General features: G+C 69.5%; 12 protein-coding genes. 6 read left to right on the top strand and 6 right to left on the bottom strand.

What is annotated here, in order from left to right; translation table 11 throughout:
• Positions 1-2 precede the first annotated feature (2 nt).
• Both mreC and DSX2_RS04275 read right to left on the bottom strand, forming a co-directional pair.
• On the bottom strand, positions 3-1223 hold the full coding sequence (mreC, locus tag DSX2_RS04280) for a rod shape-determining protein MreC (RefSeq protein ID WP_020878922.1): 1221 nt from the start codon (positions 1221-1223) through the stop codon (positions 3-5).
• A 97-nt stretch (positions 1224-1320) separates the two neighbouring features.
• Positions 1321-2361, bottom strand: a complete 1041-nt coding sequence (locus tag DSX2_RS04275; RefSeq protein WP_020878921.1) for a rod shape-determining protein — start codon at positions 2359-2361, stop codon at positions 1321-1323.
• A 272-nt stretch (positions 2362-2633) separates the two neighbouring features.
• Here DSX2_RS04275 and DSX2_RS04270 point away from each other — a divergent pair, with 272 nt between their 5' ends.
• A complete protein-coding gene (locus DSX2_RS04270) occupies positions 2634-3578 on the top strand; it encodes a TIGR01212 family radical SAM protein (RefSeq protein ID WP_020878920.1) in 945 nt (314 codons plus the stop codon).
• Entirely contained in the window at positions 3575-4054 is a 480-nt protein-coding gene (locus DSX2_RS04265) for a methylated-DNA--[protein]-cysteine S-methyltransferase (RefSeq protein ID WP_020878919.1), read from the top strand. The genes DSX2_RS04270 and DSX2_RS04265 overlap by 4 nt, the downstream gene beginning before the upstream one ends.
• 619 nt (positions 4055-4673) lie before the next feature.
• Here the strand turns inward: DSX2_RS04265 and DSX2_RS04260 are convergent.
• Positions 4674-5936, bottom strand: a complete 1263-nt coding sequence (locus tag DSX2_RS04260) for an alpha-D-ribose 1-methylphosphonate 5-triphosphate diphosphatase (RefSeq protein WP_268870066.1) — start codon at positions 5934-5936, stop codon at positions 4674-4676.
• A gap of 159 nt (positions 5937-6095) precedes the next feature.
• Here DSX2_RS04260 and DSX2_RS04255 point away from each other — a divergent pair, with 159 nt between their 5' ends.
• The 3 genes from DSX2_RS04255 (at position 6096) to phnE (ending at position 8678) form a co-directional block, all read left to right on the top strand.
• A complete protein-coding gene (locus tag DSX2_RS04255; RefSeq protein ID WP_020878917.1) occupies positions 6096-6971 on the top strand; it encodes a PhnD/SsuA/transferrin family substrate-binding protein in 876 nt (291 codons plus the stop codon).
• Between the two features lie 113 nt (positions 6972-7084).
• Positions 7085-7825: a phosphonate ABC transporter ATP-binding protein gene (locus DSX2_RS04250; protein WP_236615077.1), complete on the top strand. Its 741-nt coding sequence runs from the start codon at positions 7085-7087 to the stop codon at positions 7823-7825.
• Between the two features lie 64 nt (positions 7826-7889).
• A complete protein-coding gene (gene phnE, locus DSX2_RS04245; RefSeq protein ID WP_035040600.1) occupies positions 7890-8678 on the top strand; it encodes a phosphonate ABC transporter, permease protein PhnE in 789 nt (262 codons plus the stop codon).
• A gap of 35 nt (positions 8679-8713) precedes the next feature.
• On the opposite strand, the gene phnF is transcribed toward phnE, so the two are convergent.
• From phnF to DSX2_RS04230, 3 genes are read right to left on the bottom strand one after another with little or no spacing between them, the layout of a single operon-like run.
• Positions 8714-9436 carry a phosphonate metabolism transcriptional regulator PhnF gene (gene phnF, locus DSX2_RS04240; protein WP_020878914.1) on the bottom strand — a complete coding sequence of 241 codons (723 nt, stop codon included), beginning with the start codon at positions 9434-9436 and terminating at the stop codon, positions 8714-8716.
• A 7-nt stretch (positions 9437-9443) separates the two neighbouring features.
• Positions 9444-10286: a metallophosphoesterase gene (locus tag DSX2_RS04235; protein WP_020878913.1), complete on the bottom strand. Its 843-nt coding sequence runs from the start codon at positions 10284-10286 to the stop codon at positions 9444-9446.
• Positions 10279-10968, bottom strand: coding sequence for a phosphonate metabolim protein, transferase hexapeptide repeat family (locus tag DSX2_RS04230; protein ID WP_020878912.1), 690 nt, complete (start codon positions 10966-10968; stop codon positions 10279-10281). Before DSX2_RS04230 ends, DSX2_RS04235 begins: the two co-directional genes overlap by 8 nt.
• A gap of 277 nt (positions 10969-11245) precedes the next feature.
• Between DSX2_RS04230 and phnC the strand changes: the two genes are divergently transcribed.
• Positions 11246-12082 (top strand): phosphonate ABC transporter ATP-binding protein, encoded by an 837-nt coding sequence (phnC, locus tag DSX2_RS04225; protein WP_020878911.1) that lies wholly within the window; start codon positions 11246-11248, stop codon positions 12080-12082.
• Positions 12083-12110: the final 28 nt, after the last annotated feature.

The raw sequence follows: 12110 nt of genomic DNA, 5'->3' as shown, positions 1-12110 counted from the left end.
GCCTAGTTCCCCGTGCCCCGGGCGTGCTTGGGCGGCCGGGTGGTGATGTCGCTCGGTCCCGTCTTCACCTGGGTGGCGGGCTTGGCCTGGGGTTTCTGCTCGGTCGTGGGCCGGGGCCTGGGCTTGGCCTGCCCGGCCTTCTCGGCCTTGTCCTTCTGGGCCTTTCCGGCCTTGTCCTTCTCCGTCTTGGCCTTGGCGCCGGGCTTGGCCTGCGCGCCCGCCTTCTGCGGCGCGGCCGCGGCCGGAGCGTCGGGCTCGGCCTCCTCGACCCCGTCCACGTACTGGTCAGGGCCCACGGCCTGGTCGGAGGTCTGGGCGTCGGAATCGTCCACGGACTCGTCGGCTCCGGAGCCCGGGGCGCGCGGCGCGGGCTCGCTCGCGTTCTGCTGGTCGTCCGCGTCCACCCTGGAGAGCAGCAGCACGTTCTCCACGTGCCGCGCGTCCGTCAGGGGCTCGGCCTCGGCCCGCTGGAAGAGGGAGACCTCGGGCTTCTCGACCTTGGTCACCCGGGCCACGGGCAGCCCCTTGGGGAAGATGCCGTCCAGCCCCGAGGTCACCAGGATCTCGCCCACGGACAGGGTGGAGCTGACCGGCACGTAGAGCAGCGCCAATGGCTCGCCCGGTCCCTGGCCTGCCAGGATGGCGATGGCCCGGTGCTCGCGGCCGATGACCGCGACCCGGCTGTTGGGGTCGTCGAGCAGGAGGACGGTGGAAAAATGCGGGGAAAGACGCAGGATGCGGCCGAGCACGCCCGAAGGCGTGACCGCCGGGGCGTCCAGCGAAAGCCCCTCCTCCTCGCCGCGATCCACGAGCACGGTCTCCAGCGCTCCGGCCGGGCCGAGGCGCTGCCCGATGATCCGCGCGCCCTCGGAGCGCCAGTGGCGAAGCGGGGGGAAGCTCAGCAGGGCCTCGAGCTGGGGCACGCGCGCGGCCTGCTCGCGCAGGTGCACGTTCTCCATGATCTGGGTCTGCAGCTCGTCGCGCAGGCGCACGTTCTCCTCGCGCACCCCCACGAGGTCCACGTAGCCGCTCCACAGGTCGATGGCGTGCTGCCTGACCCAGTCGCCCGGCTTCAGGACGTAGCCCGTGAACTCGAGGCCGGTGTTGGCCGCGAGCCGGTCCAGCACGCCCTTCTTCAGGTTCCAGGTGTACAGGCTGAGGTAGAGGATGAGCACCACCACGAGGAGCAGGACGAACCGCTTGGCTCCCAATCGTCCTTTCATCGGCCTACGTCCGCCCCCGTGCAGTGGTTGAAGTCAACGGGCTTCGCCGCCTCGGCCGCGCGCGTGGCGCGCGGCCCGGTATCGCGCGTGCCGCCCCTCAATCGATGGTCACTTCCTTGTACAGATCGATGTGCTCGAGCGCCTTGCCCGAGCCGAGCACCACGGCCGAGAGCGGGTCGTCCACGACCACGATGGGCAGGTGGGTCTCCTCGCGCAGGAGCTGGTCCAGCCCCTTGAGCAGCGCGCCGCCGCCCGTGAGCACGATGCCGCGGTCCACGATGTCCGCGGCCAGCTCGGGCGGGGTCTGCTCGAGGGCGATGCGCACGCCCTGGACGATGGCCTCCACCTGCTCGGCGATGGCTTTACGCACCTCTTCGGAAGTGATCATGATGTTCTGCGGAATGCCCGAGACGAGATCGCGGCCCTTGACCTCCAGCTCCTCGCTGTCGCCCGTGGGGTAGGCCGAGCCGATCTGGATCTTGATCTGCTCCGCCGTGCTCTCGCCGATGAGCATGTTGTACTTGCGCTTCACGTACTGCATGATGGCCTCGTCCATCTTGTCGCCGCCCACGCGGACCGACTTGGAATAGACGATGCCCGAAAGGGAGATGACCGCCACCTCGGTGGTGCCGCCGCCGATGTCCACGACCATGTTCGAGGTCGGCTCGGTGATGGGCAGGTTGGCGCCGATGGCCGCGGCCATGGGCTCCTCGATCAGGTAGACCTCGCGCGCTCCGGCCGACTGCGCCGACTCCTTGACCGCGCGCTTCTCCACCTGGGTGATGCCCGTGGGCACGCAGATGATGATGCGCGGACGCACCAGGCGCCTGGAGTTGTGCACCTTGGCGATGAAGTGGCGCAGCATGGCCTCCGTGACCTCGAAGTCGGCGATGACGCCGTCCTTCATGGGACGGATGGCCACGATGTTGCCCGGCGTGCGGCCGAGCATGCGCTTGGCCTCCGCGCCGACCGCCAGGACCTTGTTGCCGCCCCGGGCGTCCTTCTTCACCGCCACCACGGAGGGCTCGCGCAGCATGATGCCCTTGCCCTTGACGTAGACCAGGGTGTTGGCGGTTCCGAGGTCGATGGCCAAATCATTGGAAAAATAGCCGAGGACGGTGTCGAGAATCTTTGCCATATATACGAAAACTCCTTGGGAATGGCGCAAGTTGGGGCCCGGAGGGCTCATGGACGCAGTTCCGTGCCCGTGGTAACAGAAGACCCCCCCGCCCGCAACAGGGAAGGGGCTTTGACCCCAGGCCTCGGGCTCCCAGGCATCCTGCCCGAAAGCCGCCCGGCGAGCCGCTGCCGCCCGAACGGCCCGGGCCTCGAGCCCCGGTCAGGAGAGGCGGACGACGGCCCGAGGACATCCCCGAGGACATCCCCGATGACGAACCCGGTGACGACCCGATGACGACAGCACGCCACCGCGCCCTCTCCGCCCACCTGCGCGCCGGCCACGGCCGACGCGTCCAGAAGATCCCCCTGGACGTCGCGGCCGCCTGCCCCAACCGGGACGGCACCCTGAGCACGGGCGGCTGCACCTTCTGCTCGCCGCGCGCGGCAGGCTCGGGCCTCGGGCACCTCTCCGTGGCGGAACAGTGGGAAATCTGGCGTGCCCGTTTCCATGCAAAATACGGTCCCTCCACCGCCTTCCTGGCCTATCTCCAGGACCACACCGCCACCCACCTGCCCTTCCCGCGTCTCGAACACCTTCTGCGCCAGGCGGCCGCCCTTCCCGACTGCATCGGGATCTGCCTCTCCACCAGGCCCGACACCCTGCGCCCGGAGCACCTCGCCCTGCTCCGCTCCCTCGGCCTGCCCGAAACCTGGCTCGACATGGGCCTGCAGTCCGCGCACGACGCCACCCTGGCGCGCATCAACCGCGGCCACGACGCCGCCTGCTTCGCCCGCGCGACGACAGCCGCAGCCGGAGTGGGCCTTCAGGTCTGCGCCCATCTCATCCTCGGCCTGCCCGGAGAAACCGAAGCCCACTGGCTCTCGAGCGTCGATTTTTTGAACGCCCTGCCCGTGGCCGGAATAAAATTCCACAACCTCTTCGTCAGCCGGGGCAGCCTGCTCTTCGCCGCATGGGAGCAGGGCTCCTTCGTCCCGCCCTCGCGCGAGGCCTACGCCCAGGGCCTGGCCCGCTGCCTCGCCCGGCTCCGGCCGGACGTCGTGGTCCACCGCCTGCACGCCGACCCGGCGCCCGGCGAACTGGCCGCGCCCGACTGGGCCTCCGACCGCCCCGCCCTGCGCCGGGCCATCGACTCGGCCCTCGCCGACCTGGACGTCACCCAGGGCCGCGACTACACTATCCCGCCATCTCCCATCCCCCACAGGAGGACGCCATGAACCCGACCGCCTCCACCCGCTACGAGTACATCTGCGCCGAGCCCCTGGCCCTGACCCTGCGCTGGGACGGCAACGAGCTCGCCGCCATCGCCCTGACCTGGGCGCGCAAGGACTTCGCGGCCAACCCCACGAGCCCGGACGGCCGCGCCCTGCAGCAGGCCCTGGAGACATACGTGCAGGGCAAGCTCGACACCTGGCCGAACCTCGCCCTGCCCATGCACCGCCTCACCCCCTTCCGCCGCACCGTGCTCACCGAACTCGCCCGCGTGCCCAAGGGCAAGACCCTCACCTACGGCGAGCTCGCCGCCAAGGCAGGCAGCCCCAAGGCCTCGCGCGCCGTGGGCCAGTGCATGGCCCAGAACCCCTGGCCCCTGGTCATCCCCTGCCACCGCGTCCTCGGCTCCGACGGACTGCACGGCTTCGGACCCGGCCTGGAAATGAAGGAATACCTGCTGAAGCTCGAAGGCGCCTTGTAGAGCGAAGGGAGACGGATACCTCCGGCGGCCAGAGAGGGGCTGCGCGCCCCTCTCTGGACTCTCCCGCGCCAGGCTGAGCCTGGACCCGCTTCGCTCTTGGCACTTGGCCAGGTCCGGCAGACGAAGCCCGGGCGTGAGGGGCAGCAGCACGGAAGTGCCCGAGCTTTTTTCCGCGCACCTCGCCTGCGGCAGGGCGCACGGAAAAAATCTCGGGCACGATCGCTGTCGGGGCGTGACCTCTCCATGCCCCTCCGCCTTAGAACCCAAACTCACCTGAAAAATCTCTCCCCCCTCTCCTTTGCCCTGGGTCTGCAAAGGCGCTCGCTCGATTTTCCGTGGGCAAAGGAGATGGCGCGGGCCGGATTTTTCTTCTCCCGCCGAGGACGGCGGGAGAAGAAAAATCCGGCCCGATCTTCCCTCACATCCAGCGGCGCACAACCACCGCCAGACGACAGTTTCCCACGCCCGGACGACCCGGGGTTCATCAACCGAGGTATGGCGTGCGAAGGCGGGTCGAGGGGGTGACCCCCTCGCGGGGAGGGCGAGGAGCCCTCCCTGGCCGCCGGAGGCATCTGCCTCCCTCCTCTCCCTTTCCCCCTCTCTATCTACAAAGAGAAGCTCAGCAGCAGGTCCCGAACACGATCTTCCCTCCGGCCATGGCGAGGCGCACGCGGGGCAGATCGGGGCGGGAGGTGTCGACGAGCACGAGGTCGGCGCGCAGCCCTTCGGCGATGCGGCCTCGGTCGTCGAGGCCCGCGGCTAGGGCGGGGTTGGCGGAGACGAGATCCCAGGCCTTCCCCAGGGGCAGGAGGCCTCGGCGGTCGAGGATGAAGGGAGCCTGGGGCAAGGCGGGATAAAAGTAGTCCGAGGCCAGGACGTCGCAGAGTCCGTTGGCGATGGCGTCCATGGCGGTGAGGCGCTTGTCGTGGCTTGCGCCGCGCACCACGTTGGGAGCGCCGAGGATGACGGCGTCGTGGTGGTCTCGGGCAGCGCGGGCGGTATCCATGGTCTCTGGGAAATCGGAGACGCGGCTGCCCAGGGCGCGGTAGCGGCCGCGGACCTCGGGTGAGGGGTCGTCGTGCGAGGCGATGGGCAGGTTCCGTGCGCGGGCCGCGGCGGCCAGGCGGCCGAGGGCGGCGGGCACGTCGGCGCCGTGCGCCTCGGCGCGGCGCAGGAGCGCGGCGAAGTCGTCGCGCGAAAGGCCGGTGCGGGCGAGGTAGGTGGTCATCTTGTTCCGGTCGTCGAGCCTGGCGAGCATGAAGGCGAGGTGGTCGTTGAAGGAGAGGAGGTCGACGCGGCCGGAGTCGATCCAGGCCTCGGCCTTGGGCGCGGCATCGAGGTTGTGGTTCTCGAAGCGCAGGTGGACGCGGGTGTCGCAGCCGAGGAGCGGGCGCGCGGCGTCGAGTTCGTCGAGGAAGCGGATTGCTGCGTCGAGGCTGCGCAGCCCGGGCTCGAAGGAGCAGGTCAGGCCGTGGAAAGCCGTGGTGATGCCGCTTGCGGCCATCTGGCGATCCGTCTCCACGAGGGCCAGGACATGGGGGAAGGAGACGCCGGGCCGGGGCATAAGCTGTCGTTCAAAGGCATCGCCGTGCAGATCCACGAGGCCGGGCAGCACGAGCAGCCCGGCGGCGTCGACGACCAGGCCCGTCGTGCCCGTCCGGCCGTTTCGGGGGCCGTCCAGGGAGACGATTATGCCGTCCGCGACGTGGACGTCGCGATCCTCGAAGGTTCCGTCCGGCAGGAGGACGCTGCCGTTTCTGATGATCGTCATGTGCTTCGTGGCCTCGTTTTCGTCGCTGCCGTCTCGGTTACAGGGCGCGGAGGGTGGCCCGCGGGCCGTTCCAGAGCCACGGATATGGCACGGCGGAGCGGCCGGGGCCAAAGCTTAGACCAAAGCGCGAATGGTCTAGGAAACGGTCACCGTGCGTGCGGCCTGCCGACAACCGCCCGTAACACCGTCCGGCTAGGCATACCCTGCGCGCACGATACCTATGAACGATGCCGCCCGTGTGGCGGATGCAAAGGAGAGGAGAGCAAGCCAATGCGCCTGCATCACATCGTCGTCTTTTTCCTGCTGTCGCTTTTCGTGGCCGCGCCCGCGGCGCAGGCGGCGCAGACCTACAAGCTGGCCGTGACCGACCTCGAGGGCATGGAGGAGCTGCAGCGCGAGTTCGGCGCCTTCGGCAAGGTCCTGGGCGAGAAAAGCGGCTACACCTTCGAATTGTTTCCGGTGAACAACCGCACGGCCGCAGTGGAGGCCCTGCGGGCCAGGAAGGTGGATTTCGTGATCACCGGCCCGGCCGAGTACGTGGTCTTCCGCAAGCGCACCAAGGCCGTGCCGGTGGTGGGCTTCTCGCGTCCGGACTACTTCGCCTCCGTGGTGGTCATGGCGGATTCGGGCATCAGCTCGCTTTCTGACCTGAAGGGCAAGAAGGTGGCCTTCGGCGACGTGGGCTCGACCTCCAAGCACCTGACCCCCATGCAGATCTTCGCGGACAACGGCATCGATCCCCTGAAGGACATCTCGCCCGTGTACGTGGACCCCAAGGTGGGCTTCGCGGCGCTCAAACGCGGCGACGTGGCCGCCTTCTGCACCACGAACGGCAAGTTCGTCTCCCTGCGCGACAAGGACAGCCTTCCGGCCGGCTCCTTCATGGTCCTGGCCCGCAGCCGCGACCTGCCCAACGACATCCTGATCGCGGGCTCGCACGTGGACGCGGCGGTGGTGAAGAAGCTGCAGAAGGTCTTTGCCGAGGATTCGGACGCGCTGATCAAGGCCATCCTGACCGGCGAGGACAACCAGAAGTACAAGGGCATGAAGTTCCTGACCGCGGTCAACGACCGGGACTACGACTACGTGCGTGCCATGTACGCGACCATCGGCTACCCCCAGTATTCCGAATTCGTGGGCAACTAGGGATGACGGCATGCCGCACCTCCGCAGGGCCTTTGGGCCCTGCGGAGACTCTTTCGGACCATCGGCGGGGCGCGATTTCGCAGGTCCCGGACGAAGCGGGGTGCGACGTCTCGGTGCGGGGGCTGCGCAAGAGCTTCGGCGCGGCCCGGATCCTTTCCGGGATCGAACTCGAGGTGCCGCGCGGCCAGGCCGTGGCGCTCATCGGCTCCAACGGCGCGGGCAAGTCCACGCTGCTGCGCTGCCTGCTCAGGCTGATCGAGCCGAGCGCGGGCCGGGTGCGCATCCTCGGCCGGGAGGTGGGCGCGCTTTCGCCGCGCGAGCTGCGCGCCCTGCGGGCCCGGGTGGGCTTCGTCTTCCAGAAGCACAACCTCGTCTCCAGGCTCTCGGCTTTGAGCAACGTGCTGCACGGCGCGCAGGCGAGGAGCGCGAGCCCGCGCCTGTGGCTGCAGGCCCTGGCACGGGACGGCGACCGGCTGGAGGCCCTGCGCTGCCTGGAAAAGGTGGGGCTGGCGCACCTGGCCGAGCGCCGGGCGGACAGGCTCTCCGGCGGCCAGTCGCAGCGGGTGGCCATCGCCCGGGCGCTGATGCAGCGGCCGCAGATCATCTTCGCGGACGAGCCGGTGGCCAGCCTGGATCCGCAGGCGGGCACGGAGGTCATGGAAATCTTTCTCGAACTCATCCGGCGCGAGGGCATCACCCTGCTCTTCACGTCGCACAGCCTGGCCCAGGCGTTGCACTATTCGGACCGGGTCGTGGGGCTGCGCGGCGGTCGCATCGAGCTCGACGCCCCCTCGGCGTCGTTGAACCAGGAACACCTGCGGGGCATCTATGAATCTGTCGCAGCCACGGCCTGAGCCACGGCCCGGGAAGGAACGGTTCCGGCAGGGCGGGGAGGCAGCGGTACGCGATCCGTCGCTTGTGGACCACAGGCTCCTGCCGCTTCGTTTCACGCGGATGAGCCCCCTCGGCTTCGCGGGGTCGGTCCTCTTCCTGGCCTTCTTCATCGCCGCTCTGCGGGGCACGCACTTCTCCCTGGGCGAGATCGTGCGCGGCGCGCCGTACATGGGCGAGCTGGTGGCCGAGATGTTTCCGCCGAGCCTCGCGCGCCTCGGCCCGGTCCTCTGGTCGCTCCTGGAGACCTTCCAGATGGCGCTCGTGGGCACGGTCTTCGGCGTGGTCCTGAGCCTTTTCCTGGGCGTTCTGGCCACGCGCAGCCTGACGCCGAACGTGGCCATCTACCAGGCGGCACGCACGCTGATCGCCCTGTTCCGGACGGTGCCGGACCTCATCTGGGCGCTCATCTTCGTGGTCTTGGTGGGGCTCGGCCCCTTCGCGGGCACGCTGGCGATCATGGTGGACACGGTGGGGTTCTGCGGCCGCTTCTTCGCCGAGGCCATGGAGGAGGTGGACAAGGGGCCGCAGGAGGCACTTTCCGCCATCGGCGCGTCGCGGCTCGGGACAATCTGCTGCTCGGTCTTCCCGGCCGCCCTGCCCTCGTTCATCGGCACCGCCCTCTTCTCGCTCGAGAAGGCCACGCGCTCCTCGGTGGTGCTCGGCCTCGTGGGCGCGGGCGGCATCGGCATCGAGCTCAAGGTCTCCATGGACATGTTCATGTACTCCCAGGCCTCGACCATCATCATCCTGGTCTTCGCCCTGGTCCTGCTCGTGGAGCGCTTCTCCTCGCACCTGCGGCAGCGGGTCATCTGAGGCGGGAACCGGGGACGGGCGGAGGGGACGGGCGCCTAGCCCGTATGGAAGACGAACTCCACGCGCGGCCCCGAGTAGCGGGTCACGCCGTAGTCCACGGGCACGCCCCTGGAATCCACGTTCACGCTCCTGGCGACCATGAGCGGCGTGCTTTTGGGCTGCTGCAGGAGGCGCGCCTCCTCGCAGGTGGGCAGGCGGGCGGAGAGGCGGGTGCTGACGCGCCTGAAGTCACCGGCGCCGAAGGCGCGCAGGCAGGCCGTGACCGAGCCGACCTCCCGGAAAACGTCCGCGAGCCCCGCGAAGCGCGGCAGGGGAAAGTAGTGCGAGGCCAGGCCGAGCGGCCTGCAGTCCGCCTCGCGCAGGATGTCCAGGCGCAGCACCGCGCGGCCCAGGGCGACGTGCAGCCCTTGGGAGACCTCGTCGTCCGCCGCTTCCTCCCCGGCATTAAGCAGCACCCCGCCCGGGGCGCGCTTCTGCAGGGTCATGTTCTCGCTGAATCTGGTGCAGCGCGTCACGGTGTAGGGGATGACGCGATCGTGCACGAAGGTGCCCCTGCCCTGCTCCACGCGCAGCAGCCCCTTCTCGCGCAGGGCGGCCACGGCGCGGCGCACGGTGTGCCGGTTGACGCGGAAGCGGCCGGCGAGCTCTTGCTCCGTGGGCAGGCGCTCGCCCGGCAGGCAGGCGCCGGAGAGGATGTCGTGCTCCAGGGCCCGTGCGATGCCGGTCCACACCGCGTTGCTGCGCATCGTCCGCCGCATGGCCGCCTCAGCCTCCCTGCGCACGCGCGGCCAGGCGCGGCAGGGGCAGGTCCAGGGCGAGCCGGTCGCGGCCGTGCACGGTCCAGGAGAGGCGGGCGTCCGGTCCGGGCGTGATCTCGAGGAGCCCGAAGGCCCCGGCCGGTTCGGGCGCGGTGGCGAAGCTCTCGGTCAGGGACTGCTGGGCCAGGTGCACGATGGAGTCCGCCACGCCCCAGCAGTTGGCGTGCAGATGCCCGGCCAGGCAGAGGACCACGCGGCCTCTCGCGGCCAGGATGGAGCGGATGCGCTCCTGCTGCAGGTAGCGGTCGTGGCCGGGCCGGGCGTCGAAATAGGGGTTGCCCGCCAGCACGTGCGGGGTCAGGGCGAAATGGGAGAGGACCACGGCCGGGCGGGAGCCGTTCGCCAATGTGTCCTCCAGCCAGCAGAGGTCCTCCTCCTCGGCCTCGGTGCGCTCGCGCCAGTAGCAGCGCGTGTCCGCCTGCCAGACCACGAGGTCGAAGCCGCGCATGGGCAGGACATGGGAGCTGGCCGGGGCGTCCAGGATGCGGGCGTTGTCCTCGCGCGAGAGGTGCACGAGGTCGTGGTTGCCCAGGAGGTGGACGCGCGGCCCGGGCAGGGGGCGCAGGATGTCCGCTACCTCGGCCAGGCGCGCCTCGTCCGCGGCCGGATCCTGGTTGTTGATGCGGTCGCCGAGGTCGACCAGCGCGTCCGCCTCCAAGGCCCAGGGCGAGTCGAGGAAGCCCCGGAGCAGGTCGAGGGCGCGCGAGCCCTTCTTGCCGCCGCTGTCCGGGCCGTGGTGGATGTCCGCGACCACGGCCAGGCGCAGGGGCTTTTCGGGAGCGCTAGCCATGGCGGCGCACGAAGTCCTCGGCCGTGCCCCGGAAATCGGCGAAGGCGGCCGTGATGCGCTCGTGCTCCCAGTCCCACCAGGCGATGCGCAACAGCGCCTCGGCGACCTCGGGGGCGAAGCGCTGCCGCACCACCCGGGCGGGCGAGCCCACGACGACGGCATAGTCCGGCACGTCGCGCGTGACCACGGAGCCCGCGCCCACCACCGCGCCGATGCCCACGCTGCGGCCGGGCAGGACGATGACGCCGTGGCCGAGCCAGGCGTCGTGGCCGATGGTCACGGCGTCGGAGCGACGCCAGGAGAAGAGCTCGTCGTCCTCGGGGGCCGTGATGCCGTAGCCCCCGGGCCGGTAGGTGAAGTGGTGCTGGCTCGGCCGCCACATGGGATGGTTGCTCGGGTTGACGCGCACGTGCGAGGCGATGGAGCAGAACCTGCCGACCTGCGCGTACATGAGGTCCGAGTCGTTCATCACGTAGCTGTAGTCGCCGAGCTCCACCTCGTGCAGCAGGGCGCGCGCCGCCACCTCGCAGTAGCGGCCGAGCCGCGAGTCCGTGACCCGGGCCGTGGGATCGACGCGGCAGCCCGCGGCGTCTTCCGAAGGCACAGGGGACGACGGTGTGTGTTGTACGTTGTGCATCTGCGTCACGACAGCCTCGCGCTTGTTGCGGATGATGCAGTTCATGGCCTCGCATGGTCGTTGCCATAGATGACGAACCGTTGTCGCGCGTCCCACCATCGTGCGTCATGCGACGCTACAACATCCACCCTTGTCAGCCGCAGCGCACAAGTGACCCCCTTGTCTATTCCCGGTTCAAGAAGCGTTCACCGCCTTGTCGCATGTTCGCCACACGAGCCCACTACCCCCTAGCATGTCGCAGACGGGATTCCACCGTAGGGATTCCGCGAACGGAATTCCGCAACGAGCACGACGCGCCGCGCGGCGCGAGGGAGCAGGGACCATGAGCGAGAAGCTGCACGCGGTCGGGAGCGCCCCGGCCATCAAGGCCGAGAAGCTGAACAAGGTCTACCCCAACGGCACGGCCGCCCTCACGGACGTGAACCTGTCCATAGGACGGGACGAGTTCGTGGTGGTCATCGGCTCTTCCGGGGCGGGCAAGTCCACCTTCCTGCGCTGCCTGAACAGGCTCGTGCGGCCCACCTCGGGCAGCCTCGAGCTCTTCGGCGAGGACATCTCCTGCGTCTGCGGGGGGAGGCTGCGCCGCGTGCGGCGCAAGGTGGGCATGATCTTCCAGCAGTTCCACCTGGTGCGGCGGCTGACCGTGATCGAGAACGTGCTCGTGGGCAGGCTCCGCTTCAACGCCTCGCCCGCGCGCCACGTGCCCTCGCTCTTCGGCGTCTTCCCGCGCCAGGAGCGCGAGTTCGCCTTCGAGTGCCTGCGCCAGGTGGGCATCGCGGACCTCGCCTTCCACCGCGCGGACCAGCTCTCGGGCGGGCAGCAGCAGCGCGTGGCCATCGCCCGGGCCCTGGCCCAGGAGCCCGAGGTCTTTCTGGCCGACGAGCCCATCGCGAGCCTGGACCCGCACAGCGCCGAGATGGTCATGCAGAACCTCATGCGCATCCACGAGGAGCGGCGCATACCGGTGCTCGTCAACCTGCACCACATCGACTTCGCGCAGCGCTTCGGCAAGCGCGCCATAGGCATCTCCAAGGGCCGGGTGGTCTTCGACGACCGCATCGAGGCCCTTTCCGACGAGGCCATCAGCCACGTCTACGGAGACAGGATCAGGGAAGCATACGGCGAGACGGCGGATTCGGAGCTTTCCGCCTGCGCCTGAGCGGCGATCCGGCCGGAAGACCGGCCGG

The sequence above is a fragment of the Desulfovibrio sp. X2 genome (assembly GCF_000422205.1).
Lineage (GTDB): Bacteria > Desulfobacterota > Desulfovibrionia > Desulfovibrionales > Desulfovibrionaceae > Alkalidesulfovibrio.
This window is presented reverse-complemented; position numbering and strand designations above follow the sequence as displayed.

Excerpts from the sequence above, each read along its gene's own strand:
- mreC (WP_020878922.1), bottom strand. The coding sequence starts at position 1,223 with ATGAAAGGACGATTGGGAGCCAAGCGGTTCGTCCTGCTCCTCGTGGTG.
- DSX2_RS04275 (WP_020878921.1), bottom strand. The coding sequence starts at position 2,361 with ATGGCAAAGATTCTCGACACCGTCCTCGGCTATTTTTCCAATGATTTG.
- DSX2_RS04270 (WP_020878920.1), top strand. The coding sequence starts at position 2,634 with ATGACGACAGCACGCCACCGCGCCCTCTCCGCCCACCTGCGCGCCGGC.
- DSX2_RS04265 (WP_020878919.1), top strand. The coding sequence starts at position 3,575 with ATGAACCCGACCGCCTCCACCCGCTACGAGTACATCTGCGCCGAGCCC.
- DSX2_RS04255 (WP_020878917.1), top strand. The coding sequence starts at position 6,096 with ATGCGCCTGCATCACATCGTCGTCTTTTTCCTGCTGTCGCTTTTCGTG.
- phnF (WP_020878914.1), bottom strand. The coding sequence starts at position 9,436 with ATGCGGCGGACGATGCGCAGCAACGCGGTGTGGACCGGCATCGCACGG.
- DSX2_RS04235 (WP_020878913.1), bottom strand. The coding sequence starts at position 10,286 with ATGGCTAGCGCTCCCGAAAAGCCCCTGCGCCTGGCCGTGGTCGCGGAC.
- DSX2_RS04230 (WP_020878912.1), bottom strand. The coding sequence starts at position 10,968 with ATGAACTGCATCATCCGCAACAAGCGCGAGGCTGTCGTGACGCAGATG.
- phnC (WP_020878911.1), top strand. The coding sequence starts at position 11,246 with ATGAGCGAGAAGCTGCACGCGGTCGGGAGCGCCCCGGCCATCAAGGCC.